Annotated in this window: 18 protein-coding genes and 1 riboswitch; of the genes, 9 read left to right on the top strand and 9 right to left on the bottom strand. The window is 42.6% G+C overall.

The genetic code is table 11. The annotated features are described in order from the left end of the window. Positions 1 to 24: 24 nt before the first annotated feature. On the bottom strand, positions 25 to 1,026 hold the full coding sequence (locus tag ABC374_RS22315; protein ID WP_402906582.1) for an ABC transporter substrate-binding protein: 1,002 nt from the start codon (positions 1,024 to 1,026) through the stop codon (positions 25 to 27). 135 nt (positions 1,027 to 1,161) lie between these two features. Between ABC374_RS22315 and ABC374_RS22310 the strand changes: the two genes are divergently transcribed. The 4 genes from ABC374_RS22310 (at position 1,162) to ABC374_RS22295 (ending at position 3,826) form a co-directional block, all read left to right on the top strand. Beyond that, positions 1,162 to 1,950 carry an alpha/beta hydrolase family protein gene (locus ABC374_RS22310; RefSeq protein ID WP_241594698.1) on the top strand — a complete coding sequence of 263 codons (789 nt, stop codon included), beginning with the start codon at positions 1,162 to 1,164 and terminating at the stop codon, positions 1,948 to 1,950. A gap of 48 nt (positions 1,951 to 1,998) precedes the next feature. After that, on the top strand, positions 1,999 to 2,241 hold the full coding sequence (locus ABC374_RS22305; protein WP_101225571.1) for a DUF2584 domain-containing protein: 243 nt from the start codon (positions 1,999 to 2,001) through the stop codon (positions 2,239 to 2,241). Positions 2,242 to 2,561: 320 nt separating this feature from the next. Beyond that, a complete protein-coding gene (locus tag ABC374_RS22300; RefSeq protein ID WP_413019808.1) occupies positions 2,562 to 3,017 on the top strand; it encodes a 2-thiouracil desulfurase family protein in 456 nt (151 codons plus the stop codon). A gap of 38 nt (positions 3,018 to 3,055) precedes the next feature. Further along, entirely contained in the window at positions 3,056 to 3,826 is a 771-nt protein-coding gene (locus ABC374_RS22295; protein ID WP_350300363.1) for a sulfite exporter TauE/SafE family protein, read from the top strand. A gap of 71 nt (positions 3,827 to 3,897) precedes the next feature. On the opposite strand, the gene ABC374_RS22290 is transcribed toward ABC374_RS22295, so the two are convergent. The 3 genes from ABC374_RS22290 to wecB all read right to left on the bottom strand — a co-directional run bounded on the left by ABC374_RS22290 (position 3,898) and on the right by wecB (position 5,957). Beyond that, complete coding sequence (locus ABC374_RS22290; RefSeq protein ID WP_413019807.1) at positions 3,898 to 4,305, bottom strand: VOC family protein; 408 nt, start codon at positions 4,303 to 4,305, stop codon at positions 3,898 to 3,900. Positions 4,306 to 4,434: 129 nt separating this feature from the next. Continuing rightward, a complete protein-coding gene (locus ABC374_RS22285) occupies positions 4,435 to 4,605 on the bottom strand; it encodes a Fe3+ hydroxamate ABC transporter substrate-binding protein (RefSeq protein WP_413019806.1) in 171 nt (56 codons plus the stop codon). A gap of 215 nt (positions 4,606 to 4,820) precedes the next feature. After that, entirely contained in the window at positions 4,821 to 5,957 is a 1,137-nt protein-coding gene (gene wecB, locus ABC374_RS22280) for a non-hydrolyzing UDP-N-acetylglucosamine 2-epimerase (RefSeq protein WP_413019805.1), read from the bottom strand. Positions 5,958 to 6,153: 196 nt separating this feature from the next. Between wecB and ABC374_RS22275 the strand changes: the two genes are divergently transcribed. From ABC374_RS22275 to ABC374_RS22265, 3 genes are read left to right on the top strand one after another with little or no spacing between them, the layout of a single operon-like run. Beyond that, positions 6,154 to 7,359, top strand: a complete 1,206-nt coding sequence (locus tag ABC374_RS22275; RefSeq protein ID WP_350300360.1) for a glycosyltransferase family 4 protein — start codon at positions 6,154 to 6,156, stop codon at positions 7,357 to 7,359. A gap of 23 nt (positions 7,360 to 7,382) precedes the next feature. Further along, complete coding sequence (locus ABC374_RS22270) at positions 7,383 to 8,699, top strand: glycosyltransferase (protein ID WP_413019804.1); 1,317 nt, start codon at positions 7,383 to 7,385, stop codon at positions 8,697 to 8,699. A gap of 41 nt (positions 8,700 to 8,740) precedes the next feature. Next, complete coding sequence (locus tag ABC374_RS22265; protein ID WP_413019803.1) at positions 8,741 to 10,042, top strand: nucleotide sugar dehydrogenase; 1,302 nt, start codon at positions 8,741 to 8,743, stop codon at positions 10,040 to 10,042. Between the two features lie 554 nt (positions 10,043 to 10,596). Here the strand turns inward: ABC374_RS22265 and pckA are convergent. Then, a complete protein-coding gene (gene pckA / locus ABC374_RS22260; protein WP_101225563.1) occupies positions 10,597 to 12,183 on the bottom strand; it encodes a phosphoenolpyruvate carboxykinase (ATP) in 1,587 nt (528 codons plus the stop codon). Positions 12,184 to 12,597: 414 nt separating this feature from the next. Then, positions 12,598 to 12,760: riboswitch (SAM riboswitch) on the top strand. 163 nt (positions 12,761 to 12,923) lie between these two features. Here pckA and metK point away from each other — a divergent pair. Then, a complete protein-coding gene (gene metK / locus ABC374_RS22255) occupies positions 12,924 to 14,117 on the top strand; it encodes a methionine adenosyltransferase (protein ID WP_241594195.1) in 1,194 nt (397 codons plus the stop codon). A gap of 236 nt (positions 14,118 to 14,353) precedes the next feature. Here metK and ABC374_RS22250 read toward each other — a convergent pair whose 3' ends face one another. Then, on the bottom strand, positions 14,354 to 14,872 hold the full coding sequence (locus ABC374_RS22250) for a gamma carbonic anhydrase (protein ID WP_350302963.1): 519 nt from the start codon (positions 14,870 to 14,872) through the stop codon (positions 14,354 to 14,356). 210 nt (positions 14,873 to 15,082) lie between these two features. Between ABC374_RS22250 and ABC374_RS22245 the strand changes: the two genes are divergently transcribed. Further along, the gene (locus tag ABC374_RS22245; protein WP_350300357.1) at positions 15,083 to 15,886 is read left to right on the top strand and encodes an alpha/beta hydrolase; all 804 of its coding nucleotides are present in this window, start codon (positions 15,083 to 15,085) and stop codon (positions 15,884 to 15,886) included. Positions 15,887 to 15,953: 67 nt separating this feature from the next. Here the strand turns inward: ABC374_RS22245 and ABC374_RS22240 are convergent, their stop codons facing one another. From ABC374_RS22240 to mnmL, 3 genes are all read right to left on the bottom strand, one after another. Beyond that, positions 15,954 to 16,349, bottom strand: a complete 396-nt coding sequence (locus tag ABC374_RS22240) for a hypothetical protein (RefSeq protein WP_413019802.1) — start codon at positions 16,347 to 16,349, stop codon at positions 15,954 to 15,956. A gap of 136 nt (positions 16,350 to 16,485) precedes the next feature. Next, complete coding sequence (mnmM, locus tag ABC374_RS22235; protein WP_413019801.1) at positions 16,486 to 17,058, bottom strand: tRNA 5-(aminomethyl)-2-thiouridylate-methyltransferase MnmM; 573 nt, start codon at positions 17,056 to 17,058, stop codon at positions 16,486 to 16,488. Continuing rightward, positions 17,055 to 18,014 carry a tRNA modification radical SAM protein MnmL/YtqA gene (mnmL, locus tag ABC374_RS22230; RefSeq protein ID WP_413019800.1) on the bottom strand — a complete coding sequence of 320 codons (960 nt, stop codon included), beginning with the start codon at positions 18,012 to 18,014 and terminating at the stop codon, positions 17,055 to 17,057. Before mnmL ends, mnmM begins: the two co-directional genes overlap by 4 nt. Between the last annotated feature and the right edge of the window lie 168 nt (positions 18,015 to 18,182).

Below are 18,182 nucleotides of genomic sequence, written 5' to 3'. Positions count from 1 at the left end.
ACATCCTCCTTACCTTTAGCTAAGCTATTTTGTGACTTCTTCAGCAAAATCGGTATTGACCAGCTCTTCATGGCTTATACGTGAAGGCAGCTCGCCTGCTTCATCCATGATGTTTTGCAGATTGTTCCATTCTTCTTCATCAAGGATGGGGTCGGTTGCAAAGGATCCTTGTTCTTTGTAGCGGTTGATAACTGTTTCCATCGTTTCGATATTCGTATCCTCAAAGTACGGCTGAATGACTTCGGCAATTTCGGCAGCATCATTTTCCTGAACCCAATCCTGTGCTTTCTTCAATGCCCTCGTGAATTTTTCGACAGTCTCTTTGTCTTCTTTCAAATAGCTTTCCTTAGCCATATAAACTGTATAGGGAAGATGCCCGGACTCGGTGCCGAAAGAAGCGACGATATAGCCTTTTCCTTCTTTTTCAAACACACTGGCCGTTGGTTCGAACAGTTGAACAAAATCGCCGGTTCCGGAAGCGAAGGCAGTTGCGACATTCGCAAAATCAATGTTCTGGATGAGGTTCAAATCTTTTTTCGGGTCTATGTTATGTTTTTTCAATACGAACTCGCCGGCCATTTGCGGCATCCCGCCTTTTCGCTGGCCCAGGAATGTAGAGTTTTTCAGCATATCCCAATTGAAGTTGTCAATTTTTTCACGTGAAACAAGAAACGTTCCATCCGTCTGTGTTAATTGAGCGAAGTTGATGACGGGGTCGTTCGAACCTTGTGCCTGAACGTAAATCGATGTTTCAGAGCCAACGAGAGCAATATCCGCCCCATCGGACAGAAGCGTGGTCATCGTCTTGTCGCCGCCTGCCGTCGTTTTCAAATCAATGCTGAGACCCTCATCTTTAAAAAATCCTTTTTCAATAGCTACATATTGAGGTGTATAGAAAAGGGAACGGGTTACTTCGGCAACCCTGACCTTCGTTGTTTCCTGTTCCTTGTTGCCGCATGCTCCAAGCGGGATTACCAGCATGCACAGAAGTAAAAATACGACACCTGCTTTACACCATTTTTTCAAAATTCCTTCCTCCTTGATATATAGGTATTTTGCCTACATTATCGTATGAACGGAAGAAAAAAATGTGAATGCCTCGCAGGGGATAAAAACAAGCGGATGTTTTACAATAAGATTAAAGAGAAAGGAGAGTGGAAATTGGAGAACGGAACGATTATTTCAAAACGGCGGTTTCCATCACCGCATCCACGAATCCATCTTTATTCAGTTACGTACATATCACAAGGCCTGAAGGTAAAGGGGTTGCTGGCTGAACCGGTTGATGGCGAAATACATGATGCCTTCTTATATTTACGCGGCGGTATTAAAAATGTCGGCAAGGTGAGGCCCGCTAGGATCGTGCAGTATGCCGTAGAAGGTTTCATCGTTTTTGCCCCTTTTTACCGTGGGAATCAAGGCGGAGAGGGAGATGAGGATTTTGGAGGCGAAGATAGATTCGATGCGATATCAGGATTCAATCTTCTTGAACAGCATCCCAGAGTGAATAAGGATCACATTCATATCCTTGGATTTTCCCGTGGTGGCATCATGGCGCTTTGGACGGGGATATACTGCAGGAATGCAGCGTCGATCGTTACATGGGGTGGAGTGTCGGATATGTTTTTAACATATGTCGAACGTGTCGATATGCGTCGGATGATGAAGCGGGTCATCGGCGGTACACCTAAAAAATGCCCCGATCAATATGAATACCGTACGCCATTGTTTGCGATTGAAGATTTGAATGTACCCGTATTGATCATTCATGGTGAAAAAGATGATAATGTCGCCATTGAACACGCGTACCGGTTGGAAAAAAGGTTGAAAATGCATGACAAAGAGGTCGAAAGCTGGTATTTCCCTCAATTCACACATTACTTCCCACCGGCCGTGAACAGAAAAGTAGTCGAAGATTTAACATCTTGGATGAAAAGTAAAACCGAATAATGATAGAATGAAGTATATACTAAGTATATTGGCAAGGAGGAGATACACATGGGCATGCCTATGGAGCTAAATACCATGATCGTTACAAAAGGGAACGAAACCCGTGAAGAAGAAAACATTTTTCGGCTGTCGAAAGCTGGATACAGATTATACCCTATCGATATTCCAATCGATGTCCGCAAAACCATTCAATCTGACTCAAGCGGAACAGCCGTTATCCAAAAAATTGAATGGACCAGTGAAAAGACCATCATTACGTACCAACTACTATCACTGAACTCTACTAACTAAATAGACAAGCGCTTGCCGGGAATCGTCTTCGCTGCAAGCGCTTTTTTGTATTGTGTGGCAGATTTCGACCAGATGTGCGAAAGATTCGCGATGTACACCAACAATTCGACCGTAACCGCCTATAATTCGCCCCCCGCACCAACAAATTCGACCCACGCATGAACAAATTCGACCGTACACACCCATAATTCGACCCCCGCACCAACAATTCAACCGTAAACGCTTATAATTCGACCTACGCATCAACAAATTCGACCTCTGCACCAATAATCCAACCTAAGTGGTAAAATGGTGGAAAGCGCATGAGGCGGGGGGATTTGATGATTTTGGTGAGTGCTTGTTTAGCGGGTCTTGAGGTAAGATACAATGGTACACATAGCCTGGATGATGGAATTATGGAATTAATGAGGGAGAAAAAGGCTATAGCGGTTTGTCCTGAGTTGCTTGGCGGTTTTTCGACACCGAGGGAGCCTGCTGAGATAGTTGGCGGTGAAGGTGGGGATGTCCTTGATGGAAAAGCGAAGATCATCGAGAAGTCGGGCCGGGATGTAACGGAATTGTACATAAAGGGAGCCAATCTTACGTTATTGAAAGCCCAGGAAGTAGGGGCGACGTTAGTCGTTTTAAAAGAAAATAGTCCATCCTGTGGGAGTGCCCCGATTTATAATGGCGAATTCAAGGGGGAGAAGAAGGTCGGGAATGGCGTGACCGCGGCTTTGCTTAGGCGGCATGGATTCATTGTCATATCAGAGGAAGGGTTATATGAAAAAGAGTAATGGCATTTTAGATAGTGCTTTTGAAAGAAGGGGAATACATGGAGGATATCAATCTCTATACTTTGCTATTTTTAGTACTTGCGGGTTTTATTGCCGCATTCATCGATTCCGTTGTGGGCGGGGGCGGTTTAATTTCCATTCCGGCATTATTGTTCACGGGGATTTCGCCTTCAGCGGCACTTGCCACTAACAAGCTGGCGGGTACCATGGGATCTTTAACGAGTACGATTTCATTCATTCGGGCTGGAAAAGTGGATTTCAAATTCGTCATCAAGCTGTTTCCGATTACCGTGATTGGAGCGGCGTTAGGAGCATACATTGTACATTTCGTTTCCGCAGAGATACTGAAGCCCCTCATTTTGATCTTGCTGGTCATTGTCGCGATTTATACGTTGGTAAAAAAGGATTGGGGTAAAGATGCAAAGTATAAAGGGCTGACAAGGAAGAAAATGATTCTTTTGATAGTCATAATATTTGCGATTGGTTTTTATGATGGTTTTCTTGGACCAGGCACAGGTTCCTTTTTATTATTTTCATTATTGATCATTGGGTTTGATTTTGTCCAGGCTGCAGGGAATGCAAGAATATTGAATTTTGGAAGCAATATTGCCGCACTTATCATTTTTTTATCTATGGGGACCGTCAATTTTGCCTATGGAATCCCGATGGGCCTTGCAATGGTCGCGGGAGCTTTGGTAGGAACGAACTTCGCCATTAAGAAAGGTGCTTCCTATGTCCGTATATTATTCATTTGCGTCACGCTTTTATTGATTGGAAAAAATGTTCTTAATTATTTTCATATTTTTTGATGGAGTGTTCCGCGAATGATTAATATTGAAAATGGCCGGGGATACAAATCGTATTTTCGGCCATTTTACATTCATTTTGTTAAATTCAAATCCCAGTGAATGCCAAATTGATCCTTGACCTTACCATACTTAGCTCCCCAAAAGGTATCTTGCAGTTCCATTAAGGATAATCCTTGTTCACACATAACCTTATATAAATGCTTGATTTCCGAGTCGCTTTCACATTCGAGGACCAACGCAACATTATTCCCGGCTTCAAAGGGATTGCCTGGAAACGTATCGGATACCATGATCAACATATCGCCTTTTTTGATTTTGGCATGCAGGACAAGGTCATTCGCTTCTTCAGGTGTTGGGAAATTAGCTTCCCCGTAGGTTTGCATATCGGTAATCTCTGCATGAAATACCTCTGCATAAAAGGCTAATGCGTCTTTTGCTTGTCCATCGAAGATTAAATAGGGGGTAACTTGATTTTTCATACTAATCCTCCTGTTTCGTGTCATGACTATCAATTCGACGGGGGAATCTAATCCTCCTTTATATTCACGGGGGCTTAGCTGCATTTTAGATTGTGAGTTATGTTCAGTTCCCCATCCAAAAAATTAAAATCAAATTTTCTTATCGAAACAAGCTTCGCAGATGAAACTTCCTTCATTTTTTAAATATGCTTTAATTTCAGTCATCCCTTTACGCTTCGGATAACGCATTCTCACAAGAACGACTTCGTCCCCCTTAATTTCTTTACCACATTTAACACAATTGGGATCTTTCCCGAACATTACAACACCTCCAAGCAGGTTTTAATCTAATACGATTGACTTCAATGATACTTTGATTTACCCAAACTATCACATATGTATTTAACATTTTCAAATCTAAATTGGACTTTGTTTTAATCCTTCGCTAATGAAAATGGAAGCAGCCGTTTCATAATCTGACTGAATAGAAAAAGCCTGCCGCTTTACGTGACAGGCTTTTCTCACTATTTTATTTTTCATAATAGAAGGGGGGATTTCATTCCGCAATGCGTTAATAGGATATCGACAATCCGCTGTGAAGCGAATCCATCTCCATATGGATTGGAAGCTGTCGCCATTTTTTTATAGGTTTCTTCATTTGTAAGTAAGTCTGAGGCTAATTGATAAATTCGTTCTTCCTCAATTCCTGCCAATAAAAGGGTACCAGCATCGATTCCTTCCGGACGTTCTGTTGTATCGCGTAACACAAGGACAGGAACACCAAGTGAGGGAGCTTCTTCTTGCACCCCTCCGGAATCTGTCAATATTAGATGGGCATGCGCCGCAAAATTATGAAAATCAAGTACTTCAAGCGGCTCTATTAAGTGAAGTCTTTCCGTTTCACCAAATATCCGGTAAGCAATTTCACGGACTACTGGGTTTTTATGAAGCGGGAAAACAACTTGGATATCCGTGTGATCTTCCAGCAGCCGTTTGACGGAACGGAATATTTCTTCCATTGGTTTTCCGATATTTTCTCGTCTGTGCGCTGTCATCAATAACATACGATCTCCATTCAAACCAGATAGAATCGGATGTTCATAATCTTTCCGTACTGTTGTTTTCAACGCATCGATTGCCGTATTTCCAGTAATATGGATACAATCACTCTTTTTATTTTCCAAAATTAGATTCTCTGCCGCCTGATTTGTTGGCGCAAAGTGCAAATCAGCCAGGACGCCTGTCAGCTGCCTATTCATTTCTTCAGGATATGGAGAATACTTATTACCAGTCCGGAGACCAGCTTCAACGTGGCCAATCTGTATCTTATTATAGAAAGCTGCCAAGCTTGCGATGAAAGTTGTCGTTGTATCCCCATGAACGAGGACGATATCCGGTTTTATATCTTTCATGAGCGAACTCAATTTTTCAAGCCCTCGAGTTGTTATCTCTTCTAATGTTTGTCTATCCTTCATCATATCCAAATCGTGATCTGGCTTTATTTGAAAACATTGCAAGACTTGGTCGAGCATTTCCCTATGCTGGGCGGTGACCACCACGATGGTTTCTATTTCTTCTGGATGCTTTTTCAGTTCCAAAACGACTGGTGCCATTTTGATAGCCTCTGGTCTTGTACCAAATACGGTCATGACCTTAATACGTTGTTTAGGCATGCTCATTTCCTCCCATTCTGAATGTCTCCCCCATTATAACGGGAAGTTCATGGGAAATATGAAAATGAAACAATAATTAACAGAATTTTTACAATATTAATAAGGACTTTATATTTCTTTAACCTTCAGTTAATATCTGGCATTTACAATATAAAGCATGAAGTAAAGCAAAGCAGAATAGAGGTGATAGGCGAATATGAAAAGCGTCCTGATGATCGTGCAAAACTTTTATCCGGAAATCGGAAGTGCGGGAAATAGAATGAAAAATATATATCTCCATTTGAAAAGAAACGGATTTGAGGTAACGGTCATCACATTGAAGCCGAGTTATCCTAATCAAAGTTTATATCAAGATACAAAGTTTTGGGATGAAGAAAGCATTGAAGAGGATGTCATCAGGATTAAACCGGACAAAGTGAAGAGGTATACAAGCAATATGGGGAAGCGGTTGCTTCATTATCTTGAAGCGATGTGGCTTTTCATTTATACAATCATCCGTCTCGAAAAAAAATATGATTATGTGTTTGCCACGACCCCGCCGATCTTCCCGACATTGGCGGCGTTGATCGCCAAGAAAAAGATGAAGGCGAAACTCATTACCGATGTCAGGGATTTATGGCCGGAATCGTTGATAGGAGTAGGAGTATTTACTAATAAGTGGGTTTTGAAAGTCGCTTTCTTCCTGGAAAGGAAGTTATATCGGCATTCAGATTTCATTATCATCAATAGTCCTGGTTTCAGGGATTATATCGTTGCAAAGGGAGTCAAGGAGGAGGCCATCCAATACATCCCCAATTCGCTTACTGCGGATGAGCTGACTTTAAAGAATTTACTTACACCCGTATCGGAAAAGGTAATCAAGGTCGTTTATGCGGGGAATATCGGACTGGCCCAGGACTTGAAAAAACTGATAGCCGTAGCTGAAAAGCTAAGGGAACATAAACAAATCGAATTCTCGATGATTGGATATGGATATCGGATATCCGAAGTGGAGAAGGAGATAAGCTCTAGAGGGCTGACAAATATTAAGATGATTAATGCGATGAATCGAAGAGTGACTCTTCATGAAGTTTCAACGTCCCATATTGCCTATGTGAGCTTGGTTGAAAAAGAAGTCTTCAATAAGGTGCTGCCTGGTAAAATCATCGATTATATGTGTGTCGGAATACCCATTGTCGGAGATGTGGACGGCAGGGCCAAGAAGATGCTATCAGAGGCGAAATGCGGGTTGGTGGCAGAGAGCAGAAATGTTGATGAAATCTGTCAGCATATATTGACAATGGCCTCAGATCCAGCTCTTCGTGAAGAACTGGGGGAAAACGGTCATCGGTATGCTAAACAACATTTTCAATGGTCTAAAAATATTAAAGGTCTCATCAACGTGATGGAAGCCTCAGGCTGAAAAATCCGGAAGTGGAGGACAACATGGCGAAGAAAGTATGTATGTTCGTGTGGAATCACTTTACGAACGATGCGAGGGTTCTAAGAGAATGCACAGCACTTACTGAAGCGGGTTATGAAGTCGATTTAATTGCCATTCATAATTGGAAAATCGAGGGTTTGGCCAAAAAGGAGAAACACCAAAATGGTTTCTCGGTCACCAGGGTGAATAACCGCTGGGAGGGGCTTCATAAGATTCTCAGGATCGTAGGCAAATTGAAGAAAAAGAAGTTTGAAATCGTTCTATTGGCCTTATTGGTCTGGAATACGTTGTGGAATTTGAACTTGATCAACGGCTGGTTGGGATCGGCAATACTGTTCGGTTCCCTTGCACTCCTAGCGATGGGCACCGTGATTATCACTAAAACGAAGCTGCCGACACTATTAACGAGGAGCTACATTTTTGGTCAAATGATCTATCATGGCCGGAAAAGGAAATATGATTTTTACCATTCGAATGACTTGAATACGCTCTTGCAGGGAGCGATCAGCAGTAAATGGTTGAGAAGGAAAAAGCTGATTTATGACTCACATGAGGTACAAACGAGCAGGACGGGATATAATAGCCGGATTTACGGGATGATGGAGAAATTCCTATTAATGTTCGTTGATGAAATGATTGCTGAAAACCATACGAGAGCTAAGTATAACGAAGACTTATATGGTCTATATCCCAAGGTGGTCCATAACTACCCGATTCCAACCAATCCTGAGGAAAGTACGGCCGTGAATTTGCATGAGCTGCTCGATTTGCCAGAGAATGAACCGATATTGTTATACCAAGGCGGCGTTCAAATGGGAAGAGGGTTAGAGCAATTGGTTGATGCTGTACCGATGATCGAGGGCGGGACGGTAGTTTTTATCGGGGATGGAAGGATCAAGGATGAATTAATGAAAAAAGTAAGCGACATGAATCTGGAGCATCGTGTGAAGTTCCTGCCGAAGGTTCCGGTCGACGAGCTGCTCCATTATACAAAACATGCGTATTTAGGTTTTCAAATATTGAATAATGTCTGCTTTAATCACTACTCCGCTTCTTCAAATAAATTGTTTGAATACATGATGAGCGGTGTTCCTGTGGTTGCCTGCAGCTTTCCTGAAATTCAAAAGGTTGTCGATACGGAAAAAATCGGTGTGTGTGTCGATTCACATGATCCAAAATCAATTGCCGAAGGTGTCAATTACTTATTGAAGCATCCTGAAAAAAGGGCGGAAATGAGCCAAAACTGCCTGAAGGCGCGACAAAAATACAATTGGAAACAAGAGAAGGAAATCTTTATCGAAATCTATCAAACAGCCTAACAAATTTGAGTGTAGCAGAAAAATAGATAGGAGTGGTTTATATGAAACTTTGTACAATCGGACTTGGTTATATAGGACTTCCAACTTCTTTAATGTTTGCGAAACACGGTGTCGATGTTGTCGGCGTGGATATCCATCCTGAGATTATTTCCAATTTGAATAGCGGCAGGCTCCATATCGAAGAACCAGGATTGGAGGAGGTATTGCAAGAAGTGCTTACTACCAATAAGTTCCGGGCTACGTTAAGCCCGGAACATGCGGATGTTTTCATCATCGCGGTACCTACTCCAAATAAAAAGGACATGCATCAATCCTGTGATTTAACTCATGTCATGGATGCAACCTCAAACATTCTTCCTTTTATCAAAAAAGGGAATGTCATCATTATCGAATCGACGATAGCGCCAAGAAGCATGGATGATCATATTAAACCGATGATTGAGAGGACGGGCCTTACCATCGGAAAAGACATTTTCCTCGTTCATTGTCCGGAACGCGTTTTACCTGGAAGGATTCTTGAAGAGTTGGTTCATAATAACCGTATCGTCGGGGGCATCACGGAAACATGCTCATATAAAGGAAGTGTTGTTTACAAAACCTTCGTTCAAGGGGAGATCATTCAGACGGATGCGAAAACGGCTGAAATGTCCAAACTGATGGAAAACACCTTCAGGGATGTCAATATCGCCCTTGCGAATGAGCTGACGAAAATCTGTTTCGAGCTGGACATCAATGTTTTGGATGTCATATCGATGGCAAACAAACACCCTCGTGTCAATATACACCAACCAGGACCAGGAGTTGGCGGCCATTGTTTAGCGGTCGATCCGTATTTCGTCGTTGCAAAGGCACCAGAGCAAGCGAGAATCATTAAATTGGCCCGCGATACCAACGTATCGATGCCTTATTATATCGTTAATTCCGTAAGGATGATGCTAGAGGGGATCCGGAAGCCAAAAGTAGCTGTTTTCGGTCTTGCATACAAAGGAAATGTAGATGATATTCGTGAAAGCCCAGCCATTGATGTCGTCAATATCTTGATGGGGATGGAAAACATGGATGTATCCTTGCATGACCCGCATGTCCAATCTGGAAAGATGCCAGTCGTATCAGTGGAAGACGCTGTAAATGATGCCGACTTGATACTTGTCCTGACCGACCATGATGAATTTAAACAAATGGATTATGATAATCTATCAAATCTCATGAGAAATAAATTGATTTTGGATACACGCAATTGCATTGATGCAACTAAAACAGATGTCCCGGTGGCCAACCTGGGCAATATATATCAATACAAAACGATGTCCATGAAAAAAGCCAGGAATAAAGCGATCATTTAAAAAAAACCTGGACAAAAAAATCCATATTGGAATAAGGATTAAGGGGCGCTGACTATGACAGTGCCCTTTTTCCAATGAAGATAAGGACCATGCAAGAGTTGGTCCTTTCAGACTGTAGAAACGTTCCAGTCGGTTTCAGAAATTCAGCTTCCTTTCCGCCAAACAATCTGGCTGGGGCTTGGCTGGCCAGATATTAGGCCGTTGCCGGCGTTATTCGACCTAGACCGAACTATTGACCTAAGACGCCGTTAATCGACCTCCAGGGCACTATATTCGGCCGTTCACTGCAGTTAATCGACCTCCAGGGCACATTATTCGGCCGTTCACGAATTTATCCGATCTACACCTCACTATTCGGACTCCTCGCTGATGTATCTAGCGGGATCTTGGATAGCCAGTTGCAGGATTGTAGCAAATTTCTGGGGATTCCATTCAAAAAGTAAACCATGAAGGTTAACCAAGTAATGTTTTGAAATCATGGTTCGGGATGAGACATTTCTTGTCGACAAACTGAAAGGACCAAGCAAGAGCTTGGTCCTTTTGTGTACAATTTATTAAGCTGTCGGTCCGCCAAGTTCTTCGATTTCACTTGGAACGCTGCCGAATTTCTTGAAGTTAGCACGGAATTGTGCGGCAAGGTCCGTTGCTGCTTCTTTATAAGCGGCAGGATCTGCCCAAGTCTTGATTGGCTGAAGCACTTCATCAGGAACACCAGGAACATGAAGCGGGATATCCAAGCCGAAGATATCATCTTTGATCGTTTCGATGTTCGCTAATTCACCTTCAAGTGCCGCTTGTACCATTGCACGAGTGTAAGCAAGTTTCATACGGCTTCCAGTTCCGTATGCTCCGCCAGTCCATCCAGTGTTGACAAGGTATACCTTTGCATTGTGCTCGTCAATTTTATCACCAAGCATTTCAGCATAGCGTTGAGCTGGAAGAGGTAAGAATGGAGATCCGAAGCAAGTGGAGAATGTAGCTTCCGGTGAAGTTACGCCTCTTTCAGTACCAGCCAATTTACTAGTGTATCCGCTTAGGAAGTGGAACATTGCCTGTTCTTTGGAAAGCTTGCTGATTGGAGGCAGAACGCCTGAAGCATCAGCTGTTAAGAAAATGATTGTATTTGGATGTCCTGCAATACTTGGGTTCACGATGTTATCGATCGCTTGCATTTGGTAAGCAGCACGAGTGTTTTCAGTCAATGAACTGTCATCATAGTTCGCTTCACGTGTATCCGGATCAACAACAACATTTTCCAATACCGCACCGAAACGGATTGCATCGAAAATTTGTGGTTCTTTTTCACGTGAAAGATTGATCGTTTTCGCATAGCAGCCGCCTTCGATGTTGAATACGCCATTAGAAGACCAGCCGTGCTCGTCATCGCCAATCAGTTTACGGCTAGTGTCTGCTGATAAAGTTGTTTTGCCTGTACCGGACAGTCCGAAGAATAAAGCGACGTCCCCTTCACGTCCTACGTTAGCAGAGCAATGCATTGGAAGGATTCCAGCCTCTGGAAGTAAGTAGTTCATGATCGAGAAGATCGATTTTTTCATTTCTCCTGCATATTCCGTTCCGCCAATCAGGATGGTACGGCGTTCAAATGAAACGATGATGAAAGTTTCGGAAGTGGTTCCGTCCACTTCTGGGTCTGCTTTGAAGTTAGGTGCAGAAAGGATTGTGAATTCAGCTTCGTGACCTCTTAGTTCCTCTTCATTTGGACGGATGAACAAAGTATGGGCGAAAAGGTTATGCCAAGCATATTCATTAACAACACGGATTGGAAGACGAGATGATTCGTCTGCACCAGCGAAACCTTTAAAAACAAAAATCTCTTCTTTTGCTTTTAGGTAGTCAACTACTTTATTATATAGTTTATTGAACACATCTTCGGAAATTGGCTGGTTCACTGAACCCCAATCGATTTTATCTTTAACGGATGCTTCTTCCACGATAAATTTATCTTTAGGTGAACGACCAGTATATTTGCCAGTTTCAGCTTTTACTGCGCCTGTTGATGTTAAAACGCCTTCATTTCTGCTTAATACTTTTTCGACCAATTGAGGAACTGAAAGTTGAGTTTGCACATTGTTTCCTGTTAATAACTGGTGTAACTCATTAGAAACATCTACAGAATTCATATATGAGGTACCTTCCTTTGTTTAAGTTTTTAGATTACAATTAGTATAACACATTCATTTAAATAGTCTATACTATTTCTTCTAATTTGTGATTATTTTCAGTTGGTCGCGTTAATCATTTATTCCGGCAGGAACCGAGTCAGGATTTAACACATATACTTTAATGAAGTCAATTTTATTTTAATAGGAAGTAAGTAAGCAATATATTTCCAATGAAGTCGTTTTTCGTTTGCTTAATACTTATTATTAATGGCAATTTTCAACATTTCTATTCGTATTTTGCATTGTAAACCCTTCTAAGACGCTGTATCAACATGTTTTTCAAATGAACGCCATACTGGGCGGAAATGTTCTTTTTAGAAAAGCATTGACAAATTCCAAGCAGATACGATAATATCTTAAATTGTACGGATTCTCTTATCCCGAGTTGGTGGAGGGACAGGCCCTTTGAAACCCAGCAACCTGCCATATTGAACTTGACTCCAAGATCGATCGCCGAAAATAAAGCGAAGATCTTCAAGGAATAGTGGTGATGGTGCTAACCTGAGCAAGGTAAAAAACCCTTGAACGATAAGAGTGAAAGGATAGAAGACAGAATTTTAAACCTTTCCTCATTTGCCAGGGAAGGTTTTTGTGTTTTTTATAAGTAATTCTGTGTCTATAGTTGAAACTAATGAGGGAAACGAGTTCCGTAAAAAACAGGCTTATGCCTACAACATACTAACTTCCAAGGAGGAAATATGATGTCAAAGAAACGTCTATTTACTTCTGAATCTGTTACAGAGGGCCATCCGGACAAAATTTGTGATCAGATTTCAGATTCCATTTTAGATGCTATCCTAGCTAAGGATGCAAATGCACGTGTTGCGTGTGAAACTAGTGTAACAACAGGTCTTGTACTTGTTGCTGGTGAAATTACAACGTCCGCTTACGTGGATATTCCGCGTATCGTTCGTGATACGATTAAAGGAATTGGCTACACACGTGCGAAATACGGTTTCGATGCTGAAACTTGTGCCGTGTTGAGTTCCATTGATGAGCAGTCTGCCGATATCGCAGCTGGTGTCGATAAAGCATTGGAAGCTCGTGAAGGAAACATGTCTGAGGAAGAAATCGATGCAATCGGTGCAGGGGACCAAGGTCTTATGTTCGGATTTGCTTGTAATGAAACAGAAGAGCTTATGCCGCTTCCGATTTCATTGGCGCATAAACTTTCATTCCGCTTGGCTCAAGTTCGTAAAGATGAAACTCTTGCTTACCTACGCCCTGATGGTAAAACACAGGTAACAGTGGAATATGATGAGAATAACCGTCCCGTACGTGTAGATACGATCGTTATCTCTACACAGCATGATGCAGAAATTACACTTGAACAAATTCAAGCAGATCTAAAAGAACATGTGATCAAAGCTGTCGTTCCAGCTGAATTGATCGATGCTCAAACTAAATACTTCATCAACCCTACTGGCCGTTTCGTAATTGGCGGACCTCAAGGGGATGCTGGTCTTACTGGACGTAAAATCATAGTTGATACTTACGGCGGATACGCTCGTCATGGCGGCGGTGCATTCTCTGGTAAGGATGCTACTAAAGTTGACCGTTCTGCTGCATACGCTGCTCGTTACGTTGCGAAAAACATCGTGGCAGCAGGCCTTGCCGACAAAGCGGAAGTTCAATTGGCATACGCAATTGGTGTGGCAGAGCCTGTATCGATTTCAATTGATACGTTCGGAACTGGTACAGTTAGCGAAGAAGTCCTTGTTGACCTAGTTCGCGCCAACTTCGACCTTCGTCCAGCTGGCATCATCAAAATGCTTGACCTTCGTCGCCCGATCTACAAACAAACAGCTGCATACGGACACTTTGGCCGTACAGATGTCGATCTTCCATGGGAACGTACGGACAAAGCAGAAACATTAAAAGCACAAGCGTAAATCATATAAAAAAGGTGTCCCGCAATTTGCGGGGCACCTTTTTTTGTGGATTAATTTTACCCTCAGCGGGAATAATTCAAGAAATCCCAAAGAAATATAAAATATGTGCAAAACTCGTGAGTTAAGGTCGTTTACAAGTTTGTTTGGGTCATCTACTCGTGAGGTTGAAGCGTTACTCATGAATTTGGAACGTTTACTCGTGAGTTTGAGTACAATACTCGTAACTTTCAGTCAATTCACTTTATTCGTTCCGCCGTTTTATAGTATTGTCCTTTTTCGGCATATTCGCGAACGATGCGTTCCATATCCTGGCGATCTTCTTCGTTGATTTCGCGAATGACTTTAGCTGGGCGTCCGAATGCCAGCATGTTCGGTGGAATGACTTTACCTTGGGGAACGAGACTGCCGGCACCGATGAAGGCCCCTTCGCCGATTTCGGCTTCATCAAGTACAATCGATCCCATGCCGATCAGAGCTCCTTTACGGACTTTACAGCTATGTAAAATGACCTGATGGCCAATGGTTACTTCATCCTCGATGATCAATGGATTATTTGGGCTTTGGTGCAGGACGCTGTTATCCTGTATACTGACTTTTTTCCCGATGATGGTTGGGGATACATCACCGCGAATGACGGAATTGAACCAAATTGATGTTTCGTCGCCAATTTTGACATCACCTGTCACGACAGCATTCTCAGCAATATAAGCGCTTTCGGCGATTTCAGGTTCTTTGCCTTTATACGGATAAATAATCATTTTCAATCATTTCCTTTCCGAAGTGAGTGTTTTTATGTATTATTTTAATATACCGTATGCATATACACTTGGCTATTTATAATAGCAATGTACAACTTGTTAGATTTCTTTTTTGTCGAAAATCACGAATATGGTTATAATTTATATATATTATTTTAACTATCATGGATCGTACACAACAAGTGAAAAGTGAAAGGGGGATTTCGAATGTGGAAATGGGAGACAGAAGGAGACGCAAAGGGCGTCATTGTCATCATTCATGGGGCAATGGAACATCACGGACGTTATAAGTGGGTAACACAAATGTGGCTTTCGGCTGGATACCATGTCGTCATGGGCGACCTTCCTGGGCAGGGTATGACTACTCGCGCCTACCGGGGACATATCGATTCCTTTGATGAGTATTTGGACGAAGTGAAAAGCTGGATAGAAGAGGCTTACGAATATTCGTTGCCGGTCTTTTTACTTGGACACAGCATGGGTGGTTTGATTTCGATACGCCTTCTTCAGGAAGAGGAATGGGACATTGCAGGGGTAATTCTTTCTTCTCCATGCTTGGGCCTCGTGACGAAGCCGCCGAAGTTCCTTACAACCATCTCGCATGGTTTGAACATCGTGATGCCTAAGTTCAGGGTTGAATCTGGATTGACACCTGAAATGGCGACGAGAAGCGCAGAAATCCGTGAATCCGATAGAAACGATACATTATATATCACAAGGGTTTCGGTTCGCTGGTATCGCGAGCTTGCACAGGCTATGAAGGATGCTTTTGAAGAGATTCCTGAATTTCAGGATGTGCCGCTTTTGGTCATGCAGGGTGGAGATGACCGAGTCGTGAACAAGAAGGCGGTTCGTGAGTGGTTTAATTATAACTTGGCCAGTGAAAAGCAATATAAGGAATGGCCGAAGCTATATCATGAAATCTTCAATGAACCAGAGCGTGATGATGTATTTCAATATGCACTGAGTTTTGTTGAAAACCGTTTAAAAATATTAGGGTATGTCGTTTGATCAGTACATACTTCAGGATAAATAAAAAACTGCCGAGGTTAGACCTTCGGCAGTTTTTTTATTTGAATCAGCCTGCGTTTTTAAGCAACTCGTTCGACTTGATCACCGGTGCCCAGAAAGTAACCGGGTACATAAATTGGTTCAAGTGTGTAAGTTCTTTTTTATTGGATAATGCGGTTGATAGAAGATGAATGGATTTGAAGGTTAAGTCATTGGCGAATAGGTCCAAAAGCGTCGCTTTCATATTCATGATCGCTTCATGGTTTTGAGTGGAAATCATTAAATCGAGCTGTGGCAGGAACCTATCAAAATGGTGATCGAATTGTTTGAGGTCCTCCATGGTTTTTTGGTTTTCTGTCAACGAGTTAAGCGAGCTGACAAACTCCCCGTATTGTTCACTTGAATCCCTTTTGATTTTTTCAGATAATATATCCGTCAGTAATGAAGTAGGCAAATGTTCCATTTTCTGCACCCTCTTATCTATTTTCTATCATTATAATCATTATAGACGAAAAATTCAAAATGTTGTGATTGGTAATTCTGCTTCTGCGAGTTGGGATTGAAAAAAACACCGTTCGAACAGAACGGTGTCAGATTTATCATCTCTTTTCAATCGCGACAATGAATGGCGGATTGTTTGATTGGTTGATGAACCCGTATTTCAGGATATGGGCTTTCTGTTGAGGGAAGTTCTGTACATAATCCATCAATGCATCCCGTTCTGCCGATCCCCCTGGATGACCATGGTAAATGACGAGGATGATGATGCCTTCAGGCGCCAGCAGTTCGAATAGCTGTTCAATGGCTGATATCGTCGTATCGGCTTGGGTGATGATTGATTTGTCACCGCCAGGAAGGTAGCCCAGGTTGAATATGGCACCCGTGACCTTTCCGGAATGCTCTTTCCCGATGTATTTGCTCAAATGTTGATGCCCATCGTGAATGAGGGTGCAGCACTCTTGTAAATTCTCGGCCTTTAGTTTCGCCGCTGTGGTTTGGATGGCTTCTTTCTGAATATCAAAACTATAGACATGCCCGTTTTCACCTGTAAGTCCTGCAAGAAAGACCGTATCAAAACTGTTGCCCATCGTGCAATCAATGGTTATATCCCCGGGATGGACCGCTTTTTCAAGCAGAATCCTGGCGAATGGCAAAATTCGGTCAAGTTTCATGATTGTACCTCCGTATGATGATTTTTTCCTTGCCAGCTGTTACGGCGTTTCAATTCGGCATCAATGGCATTCAAGACATCCCATTTATTGACGCTCCACATTGGACCGATCATCAAATCGATCGGACCGTCACCCGTAATGCGGTGAACAATCATTTCTGGGGGGATTATTTCCAGCTGGTCACATACCAGGCTGACATAATCGTCACGGTCAAGAAACTCGAGCAGGCCTTTTTCGTATTGTTTGACCATCGGTGTCCCTTTTAATAAATGAAGTAAATGGATCTTTATCCCCTGCACATCGAGTTTGGCAACTTCCCGGGCTGTTTCCAGCATCATGCCGTAATCTTCCTGAGGAAGGCCATTGATGATATGGGAGCATATGCGGATCCCATGTTTCCGCAGTTTATCGACGCCTTCTTTGTAGCAATCGAAGTCATGGGCACGGTTGATCATCGTCGCGGTCTTTTCATGAACTGTCTGGAGACCCAGCTCCACCCAAAGGTAGGTCCGTTCGTTCAATTCGGCTAAATACTCGACTACATCATCTGGAAGGCAATCCGGACGTGTCGCAATGGAGAGACCGACGACACCCTCCTGGGTCAATACACTTTCATATTTCTCGCGAAGTTCTTCCACTGGGGCATGCGTATTCGTGAACGCTTGGAAATAGGCCATATATTTTCCATCTTTCCATTTGTGATGCATCCGTTCGCTGATCTTCTTAAACTGGACGTCGAGGGGTTCAACCCTGTTGCCCGCAAAGTCACCAGAGCCTGAGGCACTGCAGAAGGTACAGCCGCCATGTGCGACGGTGCCATCACGGTTCGGGCAGTCAAAGCCGCCATCCAGGGCAACTTTAAAAACCTTATGTCCAAAATGTTCCCTCAGGTGGTAATTCCATGTATGATATCGTTTGTTATCCGTTGCATATATAAACGGGTTTGCCTGATTCAAATCAGCAACCTCCTAAATAAATTAAATCGCAACATATATTATACAACATTCTCGCAGCTAGGTCTTTTTTTGAAAAATAAGCGTATACTGTATACTTGAGGGCTAAACATTTTGCTGCTATTCCCAGTATATCTTTGAATGACTATATCCAATCGGGAGCTGATGGAC

Origin of the sequence: Peribacillus phoenicis, from assembly GCF_047238085.1 — a bacterium.
Classification (GTDB): domain Bacteria; phylum Bacillota; class Bacilli; order Bacillales; family DSM-1321; genus Peribacillus.
The sequence above is the reverse complement of the archived record's forward strand: the minus strand, read 5'-3'. Positions and strand labels throughout refer to the sequence as shown.